This is a genomic window from Sphingobium sp., assembly GCF_003248505.1.
Taxonomy (GTDB): Bacteria; Pseudomonadota; Alphaproteobacteria; order Sphingomonadales; family Sphingomonadaceae; genus Sphingobium.
In genome coordinates this window covers 1-24,550 of sequence record NZ_QFOA01000013.1, presented here as the reverse complement: position 1 = coordinate 24,550, position 24,550 = coordinate 1, and the positions used below count along the sequence as shown (strand labels likewise).

The window sequence follows — 24,550 nt, the reverse complement described above, 5'->3', positions numbered from 1 at the left end:
ACTAGTCACCACCGGGCCGCGCGCAAGCGAGGAAGTCGCCGCCCTCGATCGGGATGAGCCCCCCAACCGGAAGCGCATAGAGATAGGTCCATGCCCGGCACGCCCCTTCGCTTCCCGCCACCCATAGCGTATCGCGGCGATATTCGTGCGGCAGCGGATGGCGCGCCGTGCACTCTTCATAGGTATCCAGCCAGTCGAGCGTGGCCGTGTCGCGCAACGCGAAGAGGTCGCCGATCACCTCGCCTTCCTCGCCGGGCAGGAAGCCGGGATAATTTGCGACAGCATAGAGCCTGCCCGACGCCCGCGCGGGCCCCAAATATCGTGCTTCGGCAGCCAACCGCCGCGCCATCGGCCAGCCAGAACCCGGTCGCAACGTGCCGTAGACAAACAACAGCATCGTCATGCGGGATTTTTCCCAAAACTCAGGAGATTTGCCCAAGGACGCGGAAAAATTACACCTTCGTATGGATACCAAGCGTCGAAAGGCCGCGATTTTCCGGGTGAAATCAAAACTGGCACGCCTTCTGCAACGTCTTTTGCATCAAGGGCCGACGATCCGGCCCGCACATCAGGGAGTATCCATCATGTCCATCGTCAAGATCCACAACGCCGCCTTCGCCCTTCTGGGCGCCGTTATCTTTGCCGGCCTGTTCGTCGGCGCCGCGGTCCCCGTCGTTCCGGTCGCCTGATCGCCCCTCTCCCCTCCAGCCAAAAGGTCCGATTCCCATGAACAACAGTTTCACCCTCGACCGTCGCCATGGCAAGATCATGGGCGTGTGTTCAGGCCTTGCCAACCGCACGCACATCGATGTGACGTTGATCCGTGTTGCGGTCGTCCTGCTCACGCTCTGCGCGCTGGGTCCGGTCGGAGTTGTGGCCTATCTGCTCGCCGGATGGCTGGCCGAGGGGTGATGGCCCAGACAGTCTAACGAACCCTGGCAAAAGATAGGGGAAAGTAAAAAGGCCGCCCCGGTCAAACCAGGAGCGGCCTTTTTGCATCCCGCTTAGACAGGATCGAGATCGTGGGCGATCCACGATCAGGCATAGAGCACCGAATAAAAGGTCAGCAACTGCGTGCCGACGGCGGCGGCAAGAACCGCGCCCTGAAACATCTGACGCATGATAGACTCCATATTTATGAAAAGACCGCTCGACCTGAGCGGCAGGCACGCCCTACGCCCGTCATATCATTGTAACAATCGCAAAGACCGGCTTTCCAATTGCATCAAATGCAACAGAGTGTCACTCCAATGCCACGATCGTCGCCCGGGCGGCCGCCGGGTTGCGCTCCTTGGCTCCGCCGATGAAAAAGGCGTAGCTATCGCCTGCCTCCGCGAGCCGCGCGGCCCGCCTCGCCCAACTGGCAATGGCCTCGGGCGGATAACCGGTCGGCTCGTCCGACTGCGTGCGCATCAGCCGCATATAGGAAAAGCCGACATCGTCGCCCTCGATAGCGGGATAGTCGTCATGGTCGGCATAGACGATTGCCGCACCGGCCTCCCTTACCATCCGGACGAAGGCGGGGTCGACGAAACTTTCGTGTCGCACTTCAAGCGCGTGGCGCAGCGGCACGCCATCGACACTGCCGGGCAATAGCGTCAGGAAAGCGCCGAAGTCGTCAGGGTCGAACCGCTTCGTCGGCATGAACTGCCACAGGATCGGTCCCAGCCGGTCGCCCAGTTCCGCGATCCCCTGCCCGGTAAATTTCGCGACGGACTCGCCCGCCTCCGCCAGCAGCTTTCGATTGGTGCAATAACGCGACGCCTTGACCGCGAAGCGGAACCCGTCCGGCACAGCCTTCGCCCATCCTGCGAAGGTCGCGGGCTTCTGGCTGCTATAATAGGTGGCGTTGATCTCGGTGGCGGTCAGCTGCTGCCCGACATAGGCCAGCTCATCCTTCTGCCGCAGCCCTTGGGGGTAGAAGATACCGCGCCACGGTTCGTACACCCACCCGCCGATACCCACTCTGATCTGCCCTGCCATGCCCGTTTTCCTTCTCCGCAGCGTGCGGCCGCCTGCCCCTCAGGCAGCGGGTGCCGCCAACATCTTCTGCGCGCTGCCCCGAATGAAGTCGGAAATCGGGCCGGACATCATCTTGAGCATCATCGGCACCGATACCGAGGCCCGGATATGCGCGTCCTCGACCCACAAGGTCGTCGGAATGGACTGGCCCATCACGTCGATACGCATGTCCAGCCTGTAGGGTTCTGGCCACATCGCGCTGACGGTGCCGCCACTTGGAATATGCTTCTCCAGTTTCGGCAGGCCTGCCTCGACCCGGCGCTTCGCCTCGTCGCGGCCGAGCGAATGGGGAATGTCGATGTCCATGGCGCAAAACCTTCCTGTGCTGTTCCCATTCCCCCTAACGACTGAGATGCGACGAAGGAAGCGACACGGCAAAGGATTATTCCGCTGTCCTACAGCGAACCATATCGGATAATTATTGCGTCTCCCTATTCGAAAGGCACGGCATGAACATCGAAGACCTGATAGACGAGGTGATCGCGCGCGAAGGCGGCTACATCCACCATCCCGCCGATCGCGGCGGTCCGACCAACATGGGCATCACCTTGGCCGTGGCGCGCGAGAATAGCTATTATGGCGACATGCGCACCCTGCCGCGCAGGATCGCCGCCGCCATCTACCGCAGGCTCTATTGGGACCAGCCGGGCCTTGGCTTCGTGGCGGAAAGCAGTTGGATAATCGCCGCGGAACTTTTCGACACTGCTGTCAACATGGGCGCCGCCGCCGCCATCGGCTTCCTGCAACGGGCCTTGAATGCGCTCAACCGAAACCAGAAGGATTATCCCGACCTGAAGGTGGATCGTGTCATCGGCGCGCGCACGCTCGGTGCACTGCGCGCCTTCCGCATGCTGCGCGGACCGGCGGGCGACAAGGTGCTGCTAAAAGCTCTCGAATCGCTGCAGGGCGAACGCTATATCCATCTCGCCGAACAGCGGCCCGCCAACGAAGCCTTCCTCTACGGCTGGCTCGCGAACCGGATCGGTTAGCATGACCTTCCCCCTCGAAGACGGGCCCGCCGATATCTGGGCCGCCCGCGCGCGCCCGGCCTTCCTGTATCTCATGTATGCGCTGCTGCTCTGGTCGATCCCGATGGGCCTTATCGCCGGCATACGGCCCGCCCTCGCCGCCGCGATCACCGACGGCATGCGCGCCTATCTCAATGCACTGCCCGAACCGCTTTATGCGCTCTTCGGCACCGGCTATCTCGGCTATACCGCCGCCCGCGCATGGGGCAAGGCCAAGGGTATCGAGCGATAGCCCAAAAAAAATGAGAGGGGCCGCCGGACGCACGCACGATCGCGCGCTCCGACGGCCCATCATTGACATGGTCAGCGGCCGGAAGTGCCGCCCAGAGGGAATGATAATCGCGCTAACCCGCCATGCGTCGAGCGACGGCCTGTATAATGGCGCGCAGGTCGCTCAATCTGCATGAAGGGGGCCGACGCTGTTGCGTCGCTCAGCGGCGCATTCCCCGAATGGACTTGACCGACCCCATTGCTGAACCATGAGACATCGGATCACCTCCTTTCGCTATGTTGAAGCCCGCGTGGCCGTCGCCGGCTCTGCGCCTTTGTTCGGCCACAGGAGGGAGTTTGAATCAGACGCGCGGTGCGATCAAGCCTTGTAATTTTCTTTTTTGGAATCATACTTGCCCGTCCCCGTTTGGCAGACGGCAAATTATCCCCGGCAATCCTCGACGACGCGGGCAAGTTCGGCCCAGGCAGGCGCGATCAAGGTCGGCTGGCCGGGCACTTCGACTGCGATCTTACCCCGGCTGTAGGCGATCTGGTCCAGCACCGGGTCGGATGCCGCGCGCACTGCGACCCATTGACCGGGCGCTTCGCCCGCCACCGCAGGCCAGGACGCCGCACCATAGCTGGTACGCACCGTAACGCCGCCCGTCACCGCGCCGATTCCGCCCAAGGCCACGCGTCGCGTCGCCCGGTCGCAGCGCAAGCTGATGCGTCCACCGATGCCGAATGCCGCTTCCGATCCGCCCGGCTGCGCGCGATAGCTCCACTCGCCTGGCATGACAGGGCGATCCTGCCACTCGACCGGCGCGACAGGCCGCACCGGCGCAGGCGCGGGACGCTGGGGTTGGTGCGCGGTGTGAGCGACGGGCCGCGGCGCGGGCCGCTCCGCACCCGGTCCCACGCAGGAAGCGAGCGGCACCAGCGCCATCATGAGCGCGCCGCGCGCCTTCCAGTCCATGCTTCGCCGACCCGCCATCGCGCGCTCCCTTGCCTGTCGGCCGCCGCGCCGATGCAGTGGCGCATGGGGGCAGCCCAATTGTTCCGACATCGATATGGCGCACCGCCATCCGGCGACCCGCCCCGCAGCGCTTCTCCTTGCCGAAGCGCCGCGACCGGCATGGCCATGGACCGCGAGACGGTCATTGTCAAAACGACCGACCGCACCGACAGGGCGCGACGCCCCCGACACGCAATGCGCATGAGGAACGAGAGGCCGGGCGATCCGCCGCTTGCCTTCCGAGGACGGATGCCTAGGGTGCGGCCCATCCCCACCCTGTTAGAGCGAGGCTCCCGCGTGACCCGGCACATTCCCTGGATCCTGACCGCCATCCTGGGGGCCGTTGCGCTGAGCGTCGTGGCGGTCTCTCGCGGCGAAACGGTCAACGCGCTTTGGATCGTGGTCGCCGCGGTCAGCTGCTTCCTCGTTGCCTATCGCTATTACGCCCTGTTCATCGCACGCCACGTCATGCGTCTCGACCCCGCGCGACCCACCCCTGCAATCCGGCGCGCAGACGGGCTAGACTATGTCGCGACCGACCGAAGCGTTCTGTTCGGGCATCATTTCGCGGCAATCGCGGGCGCAGGCCCCCTGGTGGGACCGGTGCTCGCCGCGCAGATGGGTTATCTTCCCGGCACGCTCTGGATCATCGCGGGCGTGGTGCTGGCGGGCGCAGTGCAGGATTTCATGGTCCTGTTCATCTCCATGCGCCGCGACGGCAAGTCGCTGGGCGAACTCATCCGCATGGAAATGGGCCAGGCGGCAGGCACCATCGCGCTGTTCGGCGCTTTCATGATCATGGTCATCATCCTCGCCGTGCTGGCGCTGATCGTGGTCAAGGCGCTGGCGGAAAGCCCGTGGGGCATGTTCACCGTCGCCGCCACAGTGCCGCTCGCCATGGCGATGGGAGCCTATACGCGCTGGATCAGGCCGGGGCGGATCGGCGAAGTATCGGTGCTGGGCCTCGTTGGGCTGATCGCCGCCATCGTCTATGGGCAGGCGATCGCGGACTCGCCCGTCTGGGGTCCTGCCTTTACCTTCACCCCGGTGCAGTTATGCTGGATATTGATCGGCTACGGCGCGGTCGCGTCCGTCCTGCCGGTCTGGCTGTTGCTTGCGCCGCGCGACTATCTCTCGACCTTTCTCAAGATCGGAGCGATTGCCGCACTTGCCATCGGCATTGTCATCATGGCCCCGCCCTTGAAGATGCACGCTGTGACCCAGTTCGTCGGCGGCGACGGCCCGGTCTGGTCGGGCGGCCTTTTCCCCTTCCTCTTCATCACCATCGCGTGCGGAGCGGTGTCGGGCTTCCACGCCCTCATTGCCAGCGGCACCACGCCCAAGCTGATCGCCAGCGAAGCGGACGCACCGATGATCGGCTATGGCGCGATGCTGATGGAAGCGTTCGTGGCGATCATGGCGCTGGTCGGCGCTTCGATCCTCGACCCCGGCATCTATTTCACGATGAACAGCCCCGCCGCGCTGATCGGCACAGACCCCGCCAGCGCGGCAGCAGCGGTCACCGCGATGGGCTTTCCGATCTCACCCGATCTCATCGCACAGACCGCCCGGGATGTGGGCGAGCATACGATCATCTCCCGTGCGGGCGGCGCGCCCACGCTGGCGGTGGCGATGGCCGAAATTTTCAGTCACGTCGCCGGCGGCCCCGCGATGAAGGCCTTCTGGTATCATTTCGCGATCCTGTTCGAGGCGCTCTTCATCCTCACCGCCGTCGATGCGGGGACGCGCGCCGGACGCTTCATGTTGCAGGACTTGATTGCCCTCGCCGTGCCGAGCTTCAAGGACAGCACACGGCAATGGCCGGGATTCGTTGCCACCGGCCTGACTGTGACGGCGTGGGGTTTCTTCCTGTACCAGGGGGTGACCGATCCGCTGGGCGGGGTGAACACGCTCTGGCCGGTGTTCGGCATCTCCAACCAGATGCTGGCCGCCATCGCGCTGATGCTGGGCACCGCCGTCCTCTTCCGCATGAAGCGCGACCGCTTCGCCTTCGTGACGACGGTGCCAGCGGCCTGGCTGCTGATCTGCACCCTGTCCGCCGGGTGGCTGAAGCTTTTTTCCACCGATCCCAAGGTCGGCTTCCTCGCCCATGCCGACCGGTTTTCGAACGCAGCGAGGGCGGGCGAACTGCTCGCGCCCGCCAAATCCGTGGCGGAAATGAATGCCATTATCTTCAACGACCGGGTCGATGCCGCGCTGGTCGCGATCTTCCTCCTCGTCGTCCTGTCGCTGCTCGGCTTCACCGTCCGTACCTGCCTTGCGGCCCGACGCGAAGGCGCACCCATGACACGCGAGATCGGGGCTCAGGCCGCCGGGGCGACGGCGTGAGCGGCCTGTTCCACCGCCTGCGCGCGACGGCGCGATTGATGGTTGGCATGCCCGACTACGATGCCTATTTGCGCCACATGGCAGCGCATCATCCCGATCGCGTGCCGATGGACCGTACAACCTTCTTTCGCGATCGCCAGCAGGCGCGCTATGGCGGGAAAAGCGGCGGTCGATGCTGCTGATGTTGCAATAAAATTACAAAAAGTAGAAATTTTACGCCCGAATAATTGGCATTTACCCCATTTTAGGTATTGCTGTTTCGCATCGCTCTGCTAGGCGCGCCTTGTCCTTGGTGCCCGACAGCGTGAAGGATATGCCCCCCGCCCCTCCCTTGCGGCGGGGGGCACCGCCCCGCAGCCCTTATCCAACAGCATTGAAGCCCGCGATCATGCCCGCCGCGATCGACAAGGCGATCTCGGCAGCGCCGACCGCCTTGATGTCGAGCCCCGCCGGGCCGTCGATCCGCCTCATCTCCTCGGTCGAAAAGCCCATCGCGCCCAAGCGCTCCAGCCGCGCCGCATGGCTCCTGCGCGATCCCAGCGCCGCGATATAGCCCGTCGTCCCGCGCAACGCCTCGGCCAATGCGGGATCGTCGATTTTGATGTCGTGGCTCAAAGTCACCACCGCCGTCGATTCGCCCGGGCAGCGTGCCGCCACCGCCTCGTCCGGCCAGCGGTCGTCCAGTTCGACGCCGGGAAACCGCTCCTGCGTCAGAAACCGACCGCGCGGGTCGATCACCACCGGCGTCACGCCGATTGCCTGCGCCAGCGGCACCAGGCTCTGCGCGATCTGTACCGCTCCCACGATCAGCAGCCGCCGGGGCGGATCGTAGCGGTTGAGGAAGTCCCCCTCCCCCGCCCGCTCGCGCGTTACGCCGATGTTGAGATCGGTTGCCAGCGTCAAGGCACGCCCGCGCGCCTGATCCTGCGCGATGCGGGCAAAAAGCGCGGGATCGAAACCGCTTGCGTCCACCGGCTGCACCAACACCGCGATCTCTCCGCCGCACGGCAACCCTGCTTCCCACGCGTCGCCATCGGCCACGCCATAGGTCTGGACGTGTGCGCCCCGCCCGGCGATCACCTCGCCCGCGCGTTGCAGAACGTCGTTTTCCACGCAGCCGCCCGATATGCTGCCCTCGAACCGGCCATCGGCATGGACGATCATATGGCTGCCGCGCGGGCGCGGGGCCGATCCCCAGGTCGATACCACCGTCGCCAGCGCCATCGGCGCGCCCTGCCATTCCATCGCCTTTGCGATTACCGCGCCATTGTCGTTCATCGGTCATGTCTCCCTGTGCGGCGACACAGATGCGCATCCCCGCGCCCTAGTGCAACCGCCGCCCGGTCCAGACCACGCGACCGACGATATCCACCAGCGCCGGGTCGATATCCGCCCAATCGGGATAATGGGCGTTGTCGCTCAGCACGCTGAACCGCCCGCGCAGCGGTCCCATCGCCACCCGCTTCACCATCAGCACGCCGTCGAGTCGCAGCACATAGATGCCGTCGCGAAGCCGGTCGGCGGCGTCGTCATGATCCACCATGATGTCGTCCCCATCGTTGAGCGTCGGTGCCATCGATTCGCCGTCGACGCGAATGATCGACACGCGCTGGGGTCGCACGCCCATATGGCGCAGCCAGCCTGCGTCGAACGCCAGCGCGCCCGCCGCGCGCTCGTCATCGTCGAGCGACCCCACCCCCGCAGACGCGCCCAACGCCAGCCGGGGCACCGCCACGACCGTCGGCAGCCCCTTGGGCCGGATCGCGGGTCGCGCGGGATCGCGCGTCGCCGCGCCCAGCATTTCCTCGGCCACGCCGAAATAGCGCGCCAGCACGCGGCGGTCGTCCTCGTCCAGCTTGCGGGGGGTCCCTCGCTTGATGAACTGTTGGATATAGGCGGGATTGCGTCCGATCAGGCGGGAAAGATCGGCATAATTGTCCCCCCGCTCGGCGATCAGCCGATCGAGCGCGATGCGGGCATGCTGAGATTCATCCATATTCGGTCCATAATGATAGGAATTTTCCTAGACAAGTAGGAGATTGGGTTAGAGATAGGAATATGCCTATCGAATCGCGGGGCATGAGTCGCGGTACTGGGGGACGGACAGTCGATGTTGCTGATAAAGATAGAGAAGTTTTTGCAGGAATTCCGCATGCCACCGACGCGGTTCGGTCGCGATTGCGCGCGCGATCCGCGGCTGGTCTTCGACCTGCGGCTGGGGCGCGAACCGGGCGCACGGGTATCGCGGAGCATAGAACATTTCATGAACACTTATCGCAGGAGCCACGGCCAATGACAAGGGTTCTTCCGCAATCGCGTGCAGCGAATCTGGTCCGAAACAAAGCGAACGGCGCACGTAAGCCCGATCCGCTGCCCCGCCTGCTGGCGTATCTGATCGTGCGGGCGGGCCGCGCCTCCGAAATCGAGCGTGCGACGAGTCGTCCGTGGGCCAGCGCCCTGTTCGAAGGCCGCCGTCACGTTATCCGCATCCGCTTTCGCGGTGAACGTGCGGCCGAGCGGGCGGACGCCTTTCCCGACGGCCTCGATTCGGTCGAATTTCGCCTCCCCGGCCACTTCGTCGCCGACATCCAGGTCGACGCGAGCGGGCAGGACGCGGATTCCCCGTGGGTGGAACTGTCCGCGCTCACCATCGCGGACTGGTGATCGCGGGCCTAGCGGCGACCCGCCATCGACCGCAGCGTGCCCAACGCCTCGCGCAGCGCCGCGTCGGTATCGCGAGCGACATGATCGCGCACCGGCACCGCTTGCGCGACCGGCATGTCGGCAATCACGCCGCCGCGCGCCACGGGTGGCACGGTCGCGCGGGTGCGCAGTGCCAGGCCGCGCTCCAGCCGTTCGGTCAGTTCGCCGATCGAAAGGCCCTGTGTGGACCCGCGCAGGGGCAGCGGGGCCATCGGCGGCTGCACGCCAGCCGGGCCGGGCGCGAAATCGACCGGCTCGTCCCACAGCGGCTCGGGTTCCTCATCCCACACATGGTCGGTCATCGCTTCTTCCTGCGCGAAGACCGGCGCGGCGGCGCGCAGGAAGGTCGGTTCGGCGGGCGCTGCGAACGGCGCCGGTGCCTCTGCGATCGCAGGAAGCTCGCTGCGCGGCGTGCGGTTGAAGATGTCGAGCCCGTCGAAATCCTTGCTCGCAAAGATCGGCGGGCGCGGCGGCGCGTCGGGATGCGCGTCGGCCCGGCGTAGCGCCGGGGCGGGCGACACGTCGACAGGGGCGGCGCGGCCCCTGGCCAGCGCGGTCAGTCTGGAAAAGGCAAAACCCATGCTCTTTGCTCCTCGCGCGCGATCGTCGCGCGCCTGCTCTTCACTATCCTCGCGCGCGCCGTCCGGTGCGCGCGCCGCCAAACCCATGATTCCTGCGGTCATCAGCCCGGCGAAGGCCGCCAGCACGAGCCGCGCGGTCCGTCCCAGCGGCGGCGCCGCAGCGGGCACCGCTTCGCTGAGGCCGCTCGACGCCACGACCGTCTCGATCAAACCGACAGGCAGCCACAGCACCGCCAGCGCGGCCGCGGCGGCCCCCAGCACCGCCATCGTCCCGGCCATGCGCGCGTGCCGCATGATGCCCCCCGCCCCCCTTCAAGCCGCCGCCCGCGCGTCGGCGGGGCGGGTGAGCAGGCGTTCGTAAACCGGTTCGTAACGCAGAATGTTGGCGGCCCAGTTGCGCTCCGCCTCGACAAAAGCGCGGGCGACCGCGCGCCGTTCGTCCCAGCGTTGGCGCTGCGCGAAAAGCCCGGCCAGCGCCTGTGCGATCCCGGCGGGATCGTCGGGCGGAAACAGCGTGCCGGTGACGCCATCCTCGATCAGTTCGCGATGGCCGCCGACGCTCGACGCTGCGACCAGCCGCCCCTGCGCCATGGCTTCCAGCGGCTTGAGCGGCGTCACCAGATCGGTGAGGCGCATCGCCTTTCGAGGATAGGCCAGCACGTCGATCTGTGCATAATAATGTTCGACCGCATCATGCGGCACGCGCCCGACAAAGCGGATGCGGTCGGCGAAGGGCGATGCCGTCGCCTGATCGCGCAGCGCCGCCTCGCGCGGCCCGCCACCCACCAGCAGCAGCTTCGCGCTGGGCCGGGCGCGCACGAGTCGCGGCATCGCGGCGATCAGGTCGTCGAGCCCTTCATAATCGTAGAAGCTGCCGATGAAGCCGACCACGTCGGCATCCTCCAGCCCCAGCTTCGCGGTCAGAGCCGGATCGCGGGCCACCGGCGTTCCGAACTGCTCCATGTCGACCCCGTTGGGCGACACGATGATCCTGCCCGCGTCGATGCCGCGCGCGATCAGGTCGCCGCGAAGCCCCTCGCAGATCACGGCGACCGCGTCCGCCTGTCGCACGGCGTGGGTTTCGAGTTGCCGTGTCAGCCAGTAACGCGGACTGCCCTCTACGCTCGTGCCGTTGCCGACCGCCGCATCTTCCCAAAAGGCGCGGATTTCGTAGATCATCGGCAGGCCGTGGCGTTTCGCCACCTTCTGCGCCGCCATGGCGTTGAGCACGGGCGAATGCGCGTGGATCACGTCGGGTCGCCATTTCCTGACCAGCGCGTCGATGGCGTCGGCATGGGCGGCGATGTCGCGCCATTCCCGAATCAGCGGATTGCCCGCCGCCGCGACGCCGGGCGTGCGGTGAAAGATCAGGCCGTCGACCTCCTCCACCAGCGGCCCCTGCGCGCTATGGCGATGTCCGGTGATGCCGCGCACCTCCCATCCTCGTGCGGCCTGCGCACGCAGGATCGCCCTCGTCCGAAAGGTGTAGCCGCTGTGCAGCGGCAGGCTGTGGTCCAGCACATGGAGAATGCGAGTCATAGCCCGCATGGTCTGCCGCAAAAGGTTTAACGGCCCATAAACTCTGTCTCGTTAGGGAAAGGACCGTGCAGACCGGACATTCCCCCCTCCCATGATCGACATGCTTTCCCTGCTGGTGAGCCACGGGGCGATCCTGCTTGCCGCCTGGCGGCTGCTGTCGCGCGCCGATCTCGACCGCGACCCCGCGCCTGGCGACTCGGACGGGCGGGGAGAGGTTCCCACCGATGCGTGACCTTTTCTTCCTCGCTTTCCTTGGCCTCTTCGGCCTCATGGGGTTGAAGCGCCCGTTCCTGCTGGTCGCGCTCTACGCTTATATCGACATCGTCTCGCCCCAACGTTTGTCCTATTTCCTGCTGAACGCCATCCCCATTTCCGCCATCGCCTTCGCGCTGATGGTCGGCGCATGGCTGGCGGTGGACGATAAGAAAAATTGCCGCTTTTCCGTGCGGAAGGGCCTCATGCTACTGCTCGTCGCCTGGTGCGGCTACACCACAATGACCGCCGATTTCCCGGTCGAGGCGCTCTCAAAATGGAACTGGGTGTGGAAGGCGATCGTCGCGGGCGTGTTCCTCCCTCTCGTCCTGCGCACCCGGTTGCGGATCGAGGCGCTTGCGCTGTTCATGATCCTGTGCGCCAGCACGATCATCATCAACGGCGGCATGAAGACCGCGCTGTCGGGCGGCGGCTACGGCGTGCTGAACCTCATGGTGGAAAACAATAGCGGCCTTTACGAAGGCAGCATCATTTCGTGCGTCGCCATCTCGCTCATCCCGCTCATCCTCTGGTTCACGCGTCACGGCACCATATTCCCGCCCGACTGGCGGGTGAAGCTCTTCGCCTGGTGCCTGTGCCTCGCCTGCATGTTGATGCCGATCGGCACCGAAGCGCGCACCGGCCTTGTCTGCCTCATCCTGCTTGCGGGCATGATGCTGATGCATTCGAAGCGGAAATTCGTCTACGCCCCCCTCATCGCCTTCGCGGGCATCGCCGCCATCCCGTTCCTCCCGGCCAGCTTCACCGACCGGATGAAGACGATCGAAAATCACCAGGGCGACGAAAGCGCCTCCACCCGCGTGGCGGTGTGGATGTGGACGCTCGATTATGTGAAGACGCATCCGGGCGGCGGCGGCTTCGACAATTATCTCGCCAACAGCTTTACCTACCACACGCAGGAAACCGTGAGCGACGGCGCTGGCACGCGCGTGGAAAGCCGCCTCGTCACCGACCGTGGGCGCGCCTATCACAGCGCCTATTTCGAAATGCTGGGCGAACAGGGCTATTTCGGCTTCGCGATCTGGGCGCTCCTGCATGGGATCTGCTTCATTCGTACCGAAGCGATCCGCCGCCGATACCGCACGCGCGACGGCCCGCAGGATGCGTGGATCGCGCCCTTCGCCCTCGCGCTTCAGCAGGGGCATGTGGTCTACATGGTCGGATCGCTGTTCGTGGGCATCGCCTACCAGCCGTTCGTCTTCATGATGCTGGCGCTCCAGATCGGGCTGGACACTTATGTCACCCGCCGCGCCAAGGACGCGGCCCGGCGCGATCTTCAGGCTGCGCTGGTCGCACGGCAGAGGCTGCCCGCATGAGTCGTCAGCCCCTCCTCCTTCGCATCGCGCACGGGTTGGCGCTCGTCCTGCTGCTTGCGGCACCGTTGCTCACGCCTGCCATGGCGCGCATGGCGACCATGGCACTATTCATGGCCGGGGGTTTCCACCTTCGCCTCGCCGACCGGCGCTTCACGCTGCGGGGCGCATCGTCGTGGATCAGCCATATTCGCATGGCGCCCCGGCACGTTCTTCCATGGGCCATGGCTGCGCTCGCGGCACTGGCTGGCGGCCAGGGTACGCGCGCGGGATCGATCCTGCTTGCGGCCACGATGGCGGAACTGCTGCTCTACTCGATCTGCACCCATGCGATGGCGCGCCTGTCGCGCCCAAGGATCGCGCTCGTCCTGATTCTGCTCATCGCATCCTGCGCGATCATATCGCTCGAAACGGCCCTTTACGCCCTCGCCTTCGTGACCGGGGTGGCCGCCTGCCTCTTCTGGCTGCGCGGCCCCGATGGAGAGGCGAGCGCCCTGTCGGCCACGCTCGCGGCGCTGGCGCTCACCGGTATCGCCCTGGCACTGGCGCCTGCGCTTCTGCCGCGCCTTGCGCCGCTCTGCGTCGTCGGCGTGCTCCTCGCGCTGGCGCATCTGTCGACGCTGCGCCGCCGCCCGGTGCCATGGCGGCGACCGGACGGCGGCGACAGCTTGGTCTTCAGGCGTCCGCCGTGGCGACTTGCTCAACGGCTGTCTTGAAGGCCTCGGTGAAGGCAGGGATATCGTCGGGATTGCGGCTGGTGATGAGGTTGCCGTCGACCACGACTTCCTTGTCGACCACGCTCGCGCCCGCGTTAGCAAGGTCGGTGCGCACCGACGGCCAGGACGTGACGGTCTTGCCGTCGACAACATCGGCTTCCACAAGCAACCAAGGACCGTGGCAGATCGCGGCCACGGGCTTGCCCGACAGGGTGAAGTTGCGGACGATCTCCACCGCCTTGTCGTTGGTGCGCAGCGTATCGGGGTTGGCGACGCCGCCGGGTAGCAGCAGCCCGTCATATTCCTCGATCTTCACCTGATCGAGCGTGATGTCGGGCGTTATCGTGTCGCCCTTCTCGTCATGCTTCATGCCCTGGATGGGATCGGTGCCGGGCGAGGCGAGCGTTACCTTGGCACCCGCCTCGATCAGGGTCTGGCGCGGATCGAACAGTTCCGACTGCTCGAACCCGTCGGTCGCGACGATCAGGATGCGGCTTTCTTGGATGGACGGCATGGGGGGTCTCCTGGTTATGCGGGAGCACGCTCAACGGCCCGCCGCCCCAAGGGTTGCGGAACGAAGCGATGAACGGCGGGTTTTCGGGCATGAGAAGGACGAACATGCCCCAAGAGAGCGTCACCCACGCCGATCACAGCACACCCGGCATCACGCGCCGCGCCCTGAAACGCGGCTGGGCCTATTATGACGCGGGCGGCGATCGGATCGCCGACCGGGACGAAATCGACCGGTTGAACCGCATCGCCCTGCCGCCCGCCTATCGCGACTGCTGGTTCTGCCCGTCACCCTGGGGCCATATCCAGGCAGTGGGCTACGACGACCGGGGCCGCCGCCAATATCGCTACCACCCCGATTTCCGCGCCGCGCGCGAGGCGGAGAAATATGCCGGCTGCCCCGAATTCGGTCGCGCCCTGCCCAAATTGCGCGCCCGCCTCGAAGCCGATCTGTCCAGGCGCGGACTGCGCAAGGACCGCACCGTCGCTGCGGTCGTGCGCCTGCTCGATCTGGCAAAGCTGCGCGTCGGCAACGAACATTATGCCACCACCAACAAAAGCTTCGGCGCGACCACGCTGCGCCGTCGCCATGTCGACCTCAACGGCAAGTCGCTGACGCTACGCTTCCGCGCCAAGTCGGGCAAGGAGCAGGAACAGCGAATCACCGATGCCCGCCTTCTCCGCTTCGTGCGGCAGGTGCAGGATCTGCCCGGCCAGCATCTCTTCCAATATCTGGACGAGGACGGCGATGCCCGTCCCATTACCTCCAACGACGTGAACGCCTATCTGGCGGACGCCATGGGCGGCCCTTTCACGGCCAAGCATTTCCGCACCTTCGGCGCCACCACCATTGCCTTCGAAACATTGGCGGCGGGCCATGTCTCGCTGAAAGAACTGCTGGACCCGGTCGCCCGCGCGCTCGGCAACACGCCCGCGATCAGCCGCAAAAGCTATGTTCACCCCGCTCTCATCGCGCTTTGCCGCGAAGGACAGGATGAATGGCGCGCAGGGCTTCGCTTGCCGCGCCGGACGCGCTATCTCTCGCGCGAGGAACGCGGCCTGATCGCGTTCCTCGACGACATTGCCGATTGCGCTCCGCTTCTCAAGGCGGCGTGATCCACCGGACCGACAGGATATCATGCCAGCCAAGAAGACAGATACGCCCCCCATCGATCTCGACCTTCCCGCTCCCGATCTGGGCGAGATGTGGCATTCCACCGTCACGTGGTTCCAGGTTCATTATCTCTCGATCCTGATCGCGTTCGGCGCAGGCATCCTCATCTACCTCGCTCTTTCCGCGCTCAAGAGCGCAGGCAAGCGTTGGCGCGGCACGCGTGGCGATCCCTTGAGCTACGCCAACGTCATCGGCCGGGCAGCGGCGAAGACGGGACATTTCTTCCGCATCATGGTCGCCGCGCGGCTGGTGGTGGGCTATGCCGACGCGCCCGAAAGCCTGTTCCGCACCGTCGCCTTCTTCTTCACCATCGCGACCGTGTTCCAGGGCGCGATCTGGGGGCGGGAGATCATTCTCGGCCTCATCGAACGAAAGACGCTCGCGGAGGATGGCGGCGGCGAAACGCTCGCCAATGCGATGGGCCTCATTCGCGTGCTCGTCACCTTCGCCTTGTTCGCCATTGCGACCATCGTCGTGCTCGACAATCTGGGCGTCAACGTTACCGGCCTCGTCGCGGGCCTCGGCATCGGCGGCATCGCGATCGGTCTCGCTGCGCAGGGCATCTTCTCCGACCTGTTCGCCGCGCTGTCGATCATCTTCGACAAGCCGTTCCGCCGGGGCGAGACGATCAACTACGATCAGACGACCGCGACGGTGGAGCGGATCGGCCTTAAATCGACCCGGTTGCGTGCGGTCACGGGCGAGCGCAAGGTCATATCCAACGCCAACCTGCTCCAGAAGGAAATCACCAGCTTCCAGACGCTCGACCACCGCCGCGTCAAATTCGCCATCGGCGTCATCTACCAAACCCCGCCCGAAACGGCAGAACAGATCCCCGACATCCTCAAGGCAGTCATAACCGAGGCCGGCGGCGTGTTCGTGCGCTCGGGTTTCATCGGCTTCGGCGCGTCCAGCCTCGACTTCGAGGTGGAATTCGATGTCTATCTCCCCAGTTGGGACGAAATCTACTTGGTTCGCCATCGCATCGGACTGGGCATCCTGCGCCATTTCAACGATCGTGGGATCGAATTCGCCTATCCTACGCAGACCACCTTCACGGCCGCGCCGGACGGGCGAATGATCATGCCCTATGCCGAAGTCATGCCGGTGCGAACCGTTCCCGCACCGGAATGACGGCTCGCCGCAAGCGCGAGTCCCTTCGTCCCAGCAGGGATTGCACATCGCGTCCAGCGCTTTAGCGCTCGACATATGAGCCGCCTATCCCTCGCCCTTGCCGCCGCGTTCTGCGCCCTTTCCCCCGCCGTCGCCCATGCCGAAGGGCTGGGCGCGGAGGTCAATTATGGGCGCGCGGACGGTCATTGGGGCACGGAAATCGGCGCGGGCTATCGCCTCGGACTGGCGGGTTTCAGCCTGACGCCGGGCGCGGGCGTCTTCCTCGCCGATGGCGACGCGAAACTATATGGCCGGGTCGAGGCGGCCTACACCATCCCGCTTTCCGCCACAGTCGGCGCGGGCGTGCGTTTCAGCGGCGACAAAACGCGCCCCTATGCGACCGTCGCGCTGCCCCTGCTCCCGTTGCTGCGGGCCAAGGCCAATGCCGGCCCCGGCTATTATTCCGCAGGACTGACGCTCGCCTACTGATTTCGCCTACCGCCCCCCGCCCCACGGCGCTCCGGGCAGCAACATTCCGTCCTCCACTACCAGCCCGCCAGCCCGGTCCTCCGCCAGTAGCAGCGCGCCGTCGAGATCGATCCAGTCCGCCCCCTGCGCCACCAGCGCTGCGGGCGCGATGCCGAGCGAAGTGCCCAGCATACATCCCACCATGACGCGGAATCCCCGCGCCCGCGCGTCCCGGCACAATGCCAACGCCTCCGTAAGCCCGCCCGCCTTGTCGAGCTTGACGTTCACCGCATCGAAGTCGGCCAGCCGGTCGAGGTCGGCGCGCGTGTGGCAACTTTCGTCCGCGCATAGCGGAACCGGCGACGCAACGCCGGACAGGCGCGTTTCGCATCCGTGGATCACCGGCTGCTCGACCATCTCGACGCCCAGCGCAGCTAGCGCCGCCGCCTCCGCCGCGATATCCCGCTCGTGCCAGCTTTCATTGGCATCGACGATCAGCCGCACGTCCGGCGCACCTTCGCGCACCGCCGCGATCCGCGCGCGGTCGCCCTCGCCCGTCAGCTTGCATTTGAGCAGGTGAAAACCACGCCCCGCCGCCGCCCGCGCATCCGCCTCCATGGTGGCCGGATCGCCCAGGCTGATGGTGAAGGCGGTCGGCAGAGGCACTGGCCGGTCCAGCCCGGCGAGCTGCCACACAGGCGCGCCCGCCCGCTTCGCCTCCAAATCCCACAGCGCGCAATCGAGCGCGTTGCGCGCCGCCCCGCGCGGCATCTGCGTCAGCAGCGCCTCGCGTTCCATCGGCCCGCGATAGGCACGGATCGCCTCGACGCATCCTTCGGCGGTTTCGCCCTCATAATAGATCGCGGTGCCCTCGCCGCGCCCTTCGCGCACCCCGTCGCCCACGGTGCACACCACCACGTCGACATGGCGCTTGGCCCCCCGGCTGATGACGAAAGCGCCCTTCACAGGCCAGCGTTCCACGGTCGCTGAAATGAGACGGATCATCGGCCTTCCCTGTCCTATTCGATTGACGGCACGGTCCATTGCCATATGCACGGGTCCGATCCCATCCGCCAGCAGGAGCATCCTTCCCCGTGACATCGCGCGAGCTGACCCGTTTCCTCCCATTGGAAGAGGATGACGCCGCCCGCACTCACCTGCGCCGCCGCATGTCCGACATGGCATGGCGGATCGGCTTCGGCGCGATCGGCTGGCCCTGGCTGCTCGCCAGCTTGTCGGGCGGGCGGCCCGCCGACAAGCGCGCCCTGCTCGACGAACTCGGCCTCGCCCACGACGCCCTGCCGCATCTGGGCAGCTGGAAGGCCGATGTCGGGTTCCTGCGTCATATCGTCCGCGAAATCGCCCGGCTGCGGCCCGCCCATGTGGTGGAACTGGGTGCGGGCGCGTCCTCGCTGGTGGCGGCGCGCGCGCTGCAACTCCATGGCGGGGGACGGCTGCACAGCTTCGACCAGCATGGCGGCTTCGTCGACGCGACGCGCCAGTGGCTCGCCGACCACGCGCTCGACGTCGACATCCGCCACGCCCCGCTGACGCACGAAAGCGCCGACTGGCCGGGGCGCTGGTATGCGGTCGACCATCTTCCCGACCGCATCGACCTCCTTATCATCGACGGCCCGCCATGGAGCGTCCATCCGCTGGTGCGCGGAGCGGCGGACAGCCTGTTCGCGCGCCTGTCGCCCGGTGCCGTCGTGCTGCTCGATGACGCCGCCCGCCCCGGCGAGCGCCTCGTCGCGCGGCGCTGGCGACAGCGCTGGCCGCACATCGACTTCCGCCTAGTCAAGGACGGGACGAAGGGCACGCTGGTCGGTCGCGCGCGCGACACGCGCCTGCCGGTCGCCAACGACAATCACGATGGCCGGGTGTGGCGGCACATGGGCCGCGCCGCCGCCATTGCTGCGCTTGTCGCCACCGGGTGGATCGCGCGCGGCGAACTGGGCGAATTTCCGCAGGCGGCGCAGGCCAGCAGCTTCCTCGATGAAGCCGCCGCCTCCCGCCGCGCGGGATTGCTGCGGCAGGCGATGCCTTCGCAGGTCGAAAGCACCCGGCTGGACCGGGAGGAAATCGCACGGTCGGCGGGCATTCTGCTCCCCACCCTGCCTGCGGGCTGGCGCGTCACCGACGTGCAACTCGTCCCCTCGTCGGGCAGCCCCGCCGTCGCGATGAGCGTCGTGACGCCGCAGGGCGACCGCCTCTCGCTTTTCGCCGACCGCGCCGAAACTGCGGCGGAAACGCAGCCGCTGATGGCGCGCCGCGCGGGCGAAACCATCGCCTATTGGGAACGGGGCGACATGGCCTACGCCCTCACAGGTCATGGCGATGCGGGGCAGGTGATGCGCTGGGCCAACGCGGTCGCGCCCGACGCATGATCCCTTGCCGCCCCGGCGGCATTGAGGGTGCGTCCCCGCCCTGCTAAGCGCCGCGTCATGCAGGACGATCCGACCACCCCGCCCCCCGCGACGCCGCGCCCCGCGCTCGGCAGCCTCGCCATGCTGTGGCGGTTCGCGCGCGCCTATCCCGGACGCATTGCCGCCGCGCTCGCCGCGCTGATCGTGTCGTCCGCCGCCACGCTCGGTATCCCCAGCGGCTTTCGCCTTGTCATCGACCGCGGTTTCATGGGCGGCGGCGACATCAGCCGCTGGTTCGAATATCTGCTGATGATCGTCATCGTGCTCGCGATCGCCAGTGCGTTGCGTTTCTACTTCGTCTCCTGGCTGGGCGAACGCGTCGTCGCCGACATTCGCAGCGCGACGCAGGCCAATCTGCTGCGTCAGGCACCTCGCTTCTTCGAGGAGAACCGCCCATCCGAAATCGCCTCGCGCATGACCGCCGACACGGCCGTTGTCGAACAGGTCGTGGGCTCGACCGTGTCCGTCGCGCTGCGCAACCTCGTCACCGGGGTCGGCGGCCTCGCCTATCTCTTCGTCCTCGCGCCCAAGCTCGCTGCGATGCTGCTGCTCGGCATCCCGGTCATCCTCATCGTGCTGATCGGGCTCGGTCGCCGCGTCAGAGGCTTGTCGCGCACCAGCCAGGACCGTCTCGCCGATGTTGGCAGCGTCACGTCCGAAGTGTTGGGCGCGATGAAGATTGTCCAGGCGTTCGGCCAGGAGGCCCGCGAATCCGCACGGTTCGATGCGACGGTCGATGCGGGGTTTAGCACCGCGCGGGCGCGTATCCGCCTGCGCGCGGTGATGACCGGCGTGGTCATCGCGCTCGTCTTCGGATCGATCACGGCGGTCATGTGGCAGGGCGCGCTCGATGTCGCGGCAGGGCGCCTCTCGGGTGGCAGCATCGCCGCCTTCGTCATCACCGGCGGGCTGGTCGCGGGCGCGTTCGGATCGCTGTCCGAAAGCTGGGGCGACCTGCTGCGCGGTGCCGGTGCGGCGAGCCGCCTCGACGAACTCATGTCGGCCCGGCCCGATATCGCCCCGCCCGCTATGCCCCTTGCGATCGACGCCCCCGACGGAAGCGCCCGACTGGCGTTCGAGGACGTATGTTTCCACTATCCCACTCGCCCCGATCAGGCTGCGCTCCACGGCATATCCTTTGCCGTCGCCCCCGGCGAAACGGTCGCGGTGGTCGGCCCTTCGGGCGCGGGCAAATCGACCCTGATCCAGCTCGCCCTGCGCTTCTACGATCCCGACAGCGGGCGCGTGCTGCTGAACGACGTGCCCCTCCCGCAGGCCGATCCCGCCGCCATCCGCGCGACGATGGCGATGGTGCCGCAGGACAGCGTGGTTTTCGCCGCGTCGGCCCGCGACAATCTGCGCTACGGCCGATGGGATGCGAGCGACGAGCAGATTTGGGATGCCGCGCGCGCCGCCAATGCCGAAGCGTTCCTCCGCGCGCTGCCGCAGGGGCTCGACACCTTCCTCGGCGAAAACGGCGCGCGTCTGTCGGGCGGGCAACGCCAGCGCATCGCCATCGCCCGCGCCCTGCTGCGCGATGCGCCGATCCTGCTGCTGGACGAAGCGACATCCGCCCTCGACGCGGAATCCGAACGGTTGGTGCAGGATGCGCTGGGCCGTCTGATGCGCGACCGCACGACCATCGTGATCGCCCACCGCCTCGCCACCGTCCGCGCCGCCGACCGCATCCTCGTCATGGATGGGGGCCGCATCGTCGAACAGGGCGACCATGCCGCGCTTGTCGCCCAAGGCGGCCTCTACGCCCGCCTCGCCAGCCTCCAATTCCAGGACGCGACGCAGGGTTAGGGCATCGCGCTACCCGGCGCATCCCGTTTGCCGTCAAATGTTTAGGTCGTCGTCCATCTGCGGCCTGCGACATTGCCGCCCCCGCAGACTCCGCACCGCGAAACGTGCCGCTGCCTCGCCTGTGGCATAACCGGGATCGCGGGAAAAACCGATGGTCGGGCAGCAGGAACCCGACCCGCCGTCATTGCCGCCATCCCCGGGGTATCGCGATACCCCCCTGCCGCCATCAAACCAGCTGATTGAGCTTCACGATGTGATCGAGGATCGCTGGGTGTAGGGGACGTTCGAACGCGCAGCCGGATTCGTGAGCATGGCTCCACGTCACGCGTGCGCGGCGCCCCTCGAAGCCCGGCAGCATGATCCACAGGTCCGTGCCTTGGGGCAGCTTCATGAAGCTCTGGAGGCGAAAGCCGCTGACCGATAGGTCGGCGATGCGGCTGCTGTGCCATGTCTCGCCGGGGCGACGGACCTTGACCGGAATCTGCACCGCGCGTCGTTCCGACGCTCGGGCATTTCGATGGTCGTCGGTTTGAGGTTCCACGCCTTTAGCCTGCATCAGGTGCCGCAAGAAGAGTGACCGTCGCACATCAGGGTTAGCGAAAGGTTAAATCCGCGCATCCATCGGGATAAGACGGCGGGGCCCATCCAACCGCCCGCCTTGTGCAGCCGGTCCGTATGCGTTTGGAGAACACGCAAAAAAAGAGGGCCGCAAAAAGCGACCCTCTTCATGCTTCTGCCTGATCCGCCCCGCCTCATGCCCGCAATCCGGGAAGTCCTGCGTTGGGCAGCGGAGCCGTCAGTGATCAGAAGTTGCCATATTGTTCGTTGCCAACGAAACCCAGCTTGGTGACGCCCGCACGCTTGATCTCCGCAAGCACCTCGTCGACGACGACGTAGCGCGTCGCGGCGTTGGGCTGGAACTGAAGCTCGGGCTCGACCGGCAGGCGCAGCGACTGCTGCAGATACTGACGCAGGGTCAGCAGGTCGATCGGCGAACCGTTCCAGGTGATGATGCCACCGGCGTCGATCGCGACCTTGTTCTTGACCGGGTCGATCACGCTGTCCGTGGGCGGCGCGTTCTGCGGCAGGTCGATCTTTACCGCATGGGTCTGGATCGGGATGGTGATGATGAACATGATGAGGAGAACGAGCATGACGTCGATCAACGGCGTCGTGTTCATTTCCATCATCGGTTCGCCGTCATCGCGGCCGGCACTCATAGCCATTGCGGATACTCCTTATGCGCGCCGGATCAAAGGCGGACGGTGCCCGAACCGGGTTCCGGCTCGGAGATGAAGCCCACCTTCGGGAAACCGGCGCGTTGCATCGTATAGATGGTACCGCCGATGCACCGATAGGGCGTGTTGATGTCGCCGCGGATATGCACTTCGGGCAGATCCTCCGGCGTCAGATTCTCGACGCCGCCCGCTTTCTTGATATCTGCTTCGAGCTTCTTGACCGCACGGTCGAGCAGTTCGCTCGAATTGACCGGGGTCATGCCCCAGAATACCGCGCAGCTGCCATCGGAACCGGTGGTGACCGAAAGGGACACATTTTCCGGCTTCGTCGTGGTCGGCTCGAACGCTACCTTGGGAAGCTGCAGGTCGACCGTCTGGACGACGACCGGGACCGCGATGAGAAAGATGATGAGCAACACCAGCATGACGTCGACGAGCGGCGTCGTGTTGATGTCGGACAACGGCTTGTCTTCACCGCCGTCGGAGCCAACACTCATTGCCATTGATACTATCCTAACCTTGGTGTCGATGGCGCCCCGTCACACAGGAGCGGCGGAGAGCCATGGTCGGCGGAGGGGCCGGGCGGTCGCAGCCGCCGCCCGGCCCTACGCCGGCGTCTTCAAAAGACCGATCAGGCCTTGGTCGGTGCAGCGGCAGGCTTGGCGGTCGAAGTGACCGGGGCGGCTGCGACGGTTGGCTTCACGGCGCCGTCCGAAACCAGATAGGCCAGGAGATCGACGGTGAAACCGTTGAGCTGTTCCGAGATCGACTTGTTGCGGCGCTGCAGGAAGTTGTAGGCGAGCACCGCGGGAACGGCGACGGCCAGACCCAGAGCGGTCATGATGAGAGCTTCACCGACCGGGCCGGCAACCGCGTCGATCGACGCCTGACCGGCAGCGCCGATCTTGATGAGCGCGCGATAGATGCCGATAACCGTACCGAACAGACCGATGAACGGCGAGGTCGAACCCACGGTCGCGAGGAACGCGAGGCCGCCGTTGAGCGACGAGTTGATCGCGGCTTCCGAACGGGCGAGCGAACCGTGCAGCCAGTCATGCGCTTCGACCGGATCCTTCAGCTTGCCATGCTCTTCCTGAGCCTTGATGCCGTCGTCGACGATCTGCTTGTAGGCCGAGTTCTTTTCGAGCTTGGCCGACGCTTCGCGCAGCGAACCGGCGCGCCAGAAAGTCGCGCGGACCTTCTTGCCCTGGCTGATGACCTTCTGCTGTTCGATCAGCTTGGTGAACAGGATGTAGAAGGTGCCGACCGACATGGCGCACAGGATGATGAACACGGTCCAGGCGATGGCGCCGCCCTGTTCCAGGGCTTCCATCAGACCATAGGGGTTTTCCGGCTTCGGAGCCGCAGCTGCGAGATACATCAACATGTTCAAGACTTCCCTCTCAATGAGATCCAGCGAGGGAGGGGCCGGCCGTCCGGCGCGCCCTCCCGATTTTGATTATTCCGGCAGGCGCCAGGTGATGCGGCCATTATAGGTGTCCGCCATCGGCTGCCCATCGCTCCCGACCGCCGGCTTGAAGCGCGCACGCTTCGGCAGGAGACGGCAGGTCGCTTCGTCGAGGTCGGGATGACCGGTCGACGAGGTGATGGTGCAGTTGGTGACACGCCCGTCGGCACCGATTTCCAGGCGGAACCCTGCCGTGCCCGAGCGTTCTTCGCGCTGCGCGCGGCTCGGATAGTCGGCATCGCTGACCCAGCTGCCCGGCGAACCGCGCGGAGCGGCGCGCGTCGCTGCCTGAGGCGGCGGCGGCGGAGCGGGCGGCGGGGGCGGCGGTGCCGCGACCGGAACCGGGTTGAATACCGGCGGCGGGGTCCGAACCGTCTGGATCGGCGGCGCTGGGGCCGGGGTCTGGACGATCGGCGGGGGCGCGACGACCGGCGGCGGCTCGACCGGCTGGTCTGGCGGCGGCGGCGGCGGCTCCTCGTCGGGTGGCGGCGGCTCCTCTTTCACGTCGATCACGTTCAGCTGTTCCGCCGCCTTTTTGACATATTTCATGCCAAGACCGGTGACGAAGGCATAGCCGAGAACAGCGTGAATCAGGGCG

The 24,550-nt window shown here is 66.1% G+C and carries 31 protein-coding genes; 16 read left to right on the top strand and 15 right to left on the bottom strand.

Translation table 11 applies throughout. The features are described 5' to 3' along the window. Position 1: 1 nt before the first annotated feature. Positions 2-403 carry a gamma-glutamylcyclotransferase gene (locus DI606_RS07335; RefSeq protein WP_293981010.1) on the bottom strand — a complete coding sequence of 134 codons (402 nt, stop codon included), beginning with the start codon at positions 401-403 and terminating at the stop codon, positions 2-4. Between DI606_RS07335 and DI606_RS07330 the strand changes: the two genes are divergently transcribed. After that, positions 402-689: a hypothetical protein gene (locus DI606_RS07330; RefSeq protein ID WP_293981007.1), complete on the top strand. Its 288-nt coding sequence runs from the start codon at positions 402-404 to the stop codon at positions 687-689. The two genes, DI606_RS07335 and DI606_RS07330, sit on opposite strands and share 2 nt — an antisense overlap. 37 nt (positions 690-726) lie before the next feature. Next, positions 727-912: a PspC domain-containing protein gene (locus DI606_RS07325; protein ID WP_293981004.1), complete on the top strand. Its 186-nt coding sequence runs from the start codon at positions 727-729 to the stop codon at positions 910-912. 330 nt (positions 913-1,242) lie between these two features. On the opposite strand, the gene DI606_RS07320 is transcribed toward DI606_RS07325, so the two are convergent. Together DI606_RS07320 and DI606_RS07315 are read right to left on the bottom strand one after the other, a co-directional pair. Then, positions 1,243-1,983, bottom strand: coding sequence for a DUF72 domain-containing protein (locus DI606_RS07320; protein ID WP_293981001.1), 741 nt, complete (start codon positions 1,981-1,983; stop codon positions 1,243-1,245). 39 nt (positions 1,984-2,022) lie between these two features. After that, on the bottom strand, positions 2,023-2,328 hold the full coding sequence (locus tag DI606_RS07315) for a polyhydroxyalkanoic acid system family protein (protein WP_293980998.1): 306 nt from the start codon (positions 2,326-2,328) through the stop codon (positions 2,023-2,025). 143 nt (positions 2,329-2,471) lie between these two features. On the opposite strand from DI606_RS07315, the gene DI606_RS07310 reads away from it, so the two are divergent. Both DI606_RS07310 and DI606_RS07305 read left to right on the top strand, forming a co-directional pair. Further along, complete coding sequence (locus tag DI606_RS07310; RefSeq protein WP_293980996.1) at positions 2,472-3,011, top strand: glycosyl hydrolase 108 family protein; 540 nt, start codon at positions 2,472-2,474, stop codon at positions 3,009-3,011. A 1-nt stretch (position 3,012) separates the two neighbouring features. After that, a complete protein-coding gene (locus DI606_RS07305) occupies positions 3,013-3,282 on the top strand; it encodes a 3TM-type holin (RefSeq protein WP_293980994.1) in 270 nt (89 codons plus the stop codon). A gap of 420 nt (positions 3,283-3,702) precedes the next feature. Here DI606_RS07305 and DI606_RS07300 read toward each other — a convergent pair whose 3' ends face one another. After that, a complete protein-coding gene (locus DI606_RS07300; protein ID WP_293980992.1) occupies positions 3,703-4,254 on the bottom strand; it encodes a hypothetical protein in 552 nt (183 codons plus the stop codon). A gap of 318 nt (positions 4,255-4,572) precedes the next feature. Here DI606_RS07300 and DI606_RS07295 point away from each other — a divergent pair, with 318 nt between their 5' ends. Further along, complete coding sequence (locus tag DI606_RS07295; protein ID WP_293980991.1) at positions 4,573-6,624, top strand: carbon starvation CstA family protein; 2,052 nt, start codon at positions 4,573-4,575, stop codon at positions 6,622-6,624. Next, positions 6,621-6,806 carry a YbdD/YjiX family protein gene (locus DI606_RS07290; RefSeq protein ID WP_293980989.1) on the top strand — a complete coding sequence of 62 codons (186 nt, stop codon included), beginning with the start codon at positions 6,621-6,623 and terminating at the stop codon, positions 6,804-6,806. The genes DI606_RS07295 and DI606_RS07290 overlap by 4 nt, the downstream gene beginning before the upstream one ends. 178 nt (positions 6,807-6,984) lie before the next feature. Here the strand turns inward: DI606_RS07290 and DI606_RS07285 are convergent, their stop codons facing one another. Both DI606_RS07285 and DI606_RS07280 read right to left on the bottom strand, forming a co-directional pair. Further along, positions 6,985-7,902 carry an XdhC family protein gene (locus DI606_RS07285; protein WP_293980987.1) on the bottom strand — a complete coding sequence of 306 codons (918 nt, stop codon included), beginning with the start codon at positions 7,900-7,902 and terminating at the stop codon, positions 6,985-6,987. 46 nt (positions 7,903-7,948) lie between these two features. Then, positions 7,949-8,620: a S24 family peptidase gene (locus DI606_RS07280; protein ID WP_293980985.1), complete on the bottom strand. Its 672-nt coding sequence runs from the start codon at positions 8,618-8,620 to the stop codon at positions 7,949-7,951. A 114-nt stretch (positions 8,621-8,734) separates the two neighbouring features. On the opposite strand from DI606_RS07280, the gene DI606_RS07275 reads away from it, so the two are divergent. Further along, on the top strand, positions 8,735-8,920 hold the full coding sequence (locus DI606_RS07275; protein ID WP_293980984.1) for a hypothetical protein: 186 nt from the start codon (positions 8,735-8,737) through the stop codon (positions 8,918-8,920). Next, the gene (locus DI606_RS07270) at positions 8,917-9,288 is read left to right on the top strand and encodes a hypothetical protein (RefSeq protein ID WP_293980982.1); all 372 of its coding nucleotides are present in this window, start codon (positions 8,917-8,919) and stop codon (positions 9,286-9,288) included. The genes DI606_RS07275 and DI606_RS07270 overlap by 4 nt, the downstream gene beginning before the upstream one ends. Before the next feature lie 8 nt (positions 9,289-9,296). Here the strand turns inward: DI606_RS07270 and DI606_RS07265 are convergent, their stop codons facing one another. Both DI606_RS07265 and DI606_RS07260 read right to left on the bottom strand, forming a co-directional pair. Further along, positions 9,297-10,202, bottom strand: a complete 906-nt coding sequence (locus DI606_RS07265) for a hypothetical protein (RefSeq protein ID WP_293980980.1) — start codon at positions 10,200-10,202, stop codon at positions 9,297-9,299. An 18-nt stretch (positions 10,203-10,220) separates the two neighbouring features. Further along, positions 10,221-11,447, bottom strand: coding sequence for a TIGR04063 family PEP-CTERM/XrtA system glycosyltransferase (locus DI606_RS07260; protein WP_293980978.1), 1,227 nt, complete (start codon positions 11,445-11,447; stop codon positions 10,221-10,223). A 91-nt stretch (positions 11,448-11,538) separates the two neighbouring features. Here DI606_RS07260 and DI606_RS07255 point away from each other — a divergent pair, with 91 nt between their 5' ends. Genes DI606_RS07255 through DI606_RS07245 form a run of 3 tightly spaced genes read left to right on the top strand, consistent with a single transcriptional unit; the run spans position 11,539 to position 13,749 of the window. Beyond that, a complete protein-coding gene (locus DI606_RS07255; protein ID WP_293980977.1) occupies positions 11,539-11,679 on the top strand; it encodes a hypothetical protein in 141 nt (46 codons plus the stop codon). Then, the gene (locus DI606_RS07250) at positions 11,672-13,036 is read left to right on the top strand and encodes a DUF5935 domain-containing protein (RefSeq protein ID WP_293980975.1); all 1,365 of its coding nucleotides are present in this window, start codon (positions 11,672-11,674) and stop codon (positions 13,034-13,036) included. The genes DI606_RS07255 and DI606_RS07250 overlap by 8 nt, the downstream gene beginning before the upstream one ends. After that, positions 13,033-13,749, top strand: coding sequence for a hypothetical protein (locus DI606_RS07245; protein ID WP_293980973.1), 717 nt, complete (start codon positions 13,033-13,035; stop codon positions 13,747-13,749). The genes DI606_RS07250 and DI606_RS07245 overlap by 4 nt, the downstream gene beginning before the upstream one ends. Here the strand turns inward: DI606_RS07245 and DI606_RS07240 are convergent. Further along, positions 13,709-14,263 (bottom strand): type 1 glutamine amidotransferase domain-containing protein, encoded by a 555-nt coding sequence (locus DI606_RS07240; protein WP_293980971.1) that lies wholly within the window; start codon positions 14,261-14,263, stop codon positions 13,709-13,711. The two genes, DI606_RS07245 and DI606_RS07240, sit on opposite strands and share 41 nt — an antisense overlap. Before the next feature lie 104 nt (positions 14,264-14,367). On the opposite strand from DI606_RS07240, the gene DI606_RS07235 reads away from it, so the two are divergent. The 3 genes from DI606_RS07235 to DI606_RS07225 all read left to right on the top strand — a co-directional run bounded on the left by DI606_RS07235 (position 14,368) and on the right by DI606_RS07225 (position 17,035). Next, positions 14,368-15,375, top strand: coding sequence for a DNA topoisomerase IB (locus DI606_RS07235; RefSeq protein ID WP_293980969.1), 1,008 nt, complete (start codon positions 14,368-14,370; stop codon positions 15,373-15,375). Between the two features lie 22 nt (positions 15,376-15,397). Further along, positions 15,398-16,567 (top strand): mechanosensitive ion channel domain-containing protein, encoded by a 1,170-nt coding sequence (locus tag DI606_RS07230; protein ID WP_293980967.1) that lies wholly within the window; start codon positions 15,398-15,400, stop codon positions 16,565-16,567. Between the two features lie 75 nt (positions 16,568-16,642). Next, positions 16,643-17,035, top strand: a complete 393-nt coding sequence (locus tag DI606_RS07225; RefSeq protein ID WP_293980965.1) for a hypothetical protein — start codon at positions 16,643-16,645, stop codon at positions 17,033-17,035. A gap of 6 nt (positions 17,036-17,041) precedes the next feature. Here the strand turns inward: DI606_RS07225 and dgcA are convergent, their stop codons facing one another. After that, on the bottom strand, positions 17,042-18,019 hold the full coding sequence (gene dgcA / locus DI606_RS07220) for an N-acetyl-D-Glu racemase DgcA (RefSeq protein ID WP_293980963.1): 978 nt from the start codon (positions 18,017-18,019) through the stop codon (positions 17,042-17,044). 89 nt (positions 18,020-18,108) lie between these two features. Here dgcA and DI606_RS07215 point away from each other — a divergent pair, with 89 nt between their 5' ends. Together DI606_RS07215 and DI606_RS07210 are read left to right on the top strand one after the other, a co-directional pair. Continuing rightward, positions 18,109-19,401, top strand: coding sequence for a class I SAM-dependent methyltransferase (locus tag DI606_RS07215; RefSeq protein ID WP_293980962.1), 1,293 nt, complete (start codon positions 18,109-18,111; stop codon positions 19,399-19,401). 57 nt (positions 19,402-19,458) lie between these two features. Then, complete coding sequence (locus DI606_RS07210) at positions 19,459-21,246, top strand: ABC transporter transmembrane domain-containing protein (protein ID WP_293980961.1); 1,788 nt, start codon at positions 19,459-19,461, stop codon at positions 21,244-21,246. 226 nt (positions 21,247-21,472) lie between these two features. Here DI606_RS07210 and DI606_RS07205 read toward each other — a convergent pair whose 3' ends face one another. The 5 genes from DI606_RS07205 to DI606_RS07185 form a co-directional block, all read right to left on the bottom strand. After that, entirely contained in the window at positions 21,473-21,802 is a 330-nt protein-coding gene (locus DI606_RS07205) for a PilZ domain-containing protein (RefSeq protein ID WP_293980959.1), read from the bottom strand. Between the two features lie 247 nt (positions 21,803-22,049). Continuing rightward, entirely contained in the window at positions 22,050-22,472 is a 423-nt protein-coding gene (locus tag DI606_RS07200) for a biopolymer transporter ExbD (protein ID WP_293980958.1), read from the bottom strand. 26 nt (positions 22,473-22,498) lie between these two features. Then, positions 22,499-22,987 (bottom strand): biopolymer transporter ExbD, encoded by a 489-nt coding sequence (locus DI606_RS07195; protein WP_293980957.1) that lies wholly within the window; start codon positions 22,985-22,987, stop codon positions 22,499-22,501. 128 nt (positions 22,988-23,115) lie between these two features. Next, positions 23,116-23,871 carry a MotA/TolQ/ExbB proton channel family protein gene (locus DI606_RS07190; protein WP_293980956.1) on the bottom strand — a complete coding sequence of 252 codons (756 nt, stop codon included), beginning with the start codon at positions 23,869-23,871 and terminating at the stop codon, positions 23,116-23,118. 72 nt (positions 23,872-23,943) lie between these two features. Then, a partial coding sequence (locus DI606_RS07185; protein WP_293980954.1) for an energy transducer TonB occupies positions 23,944-24,550 on the bottom strand: 607 nt, incomplete at its 5' end.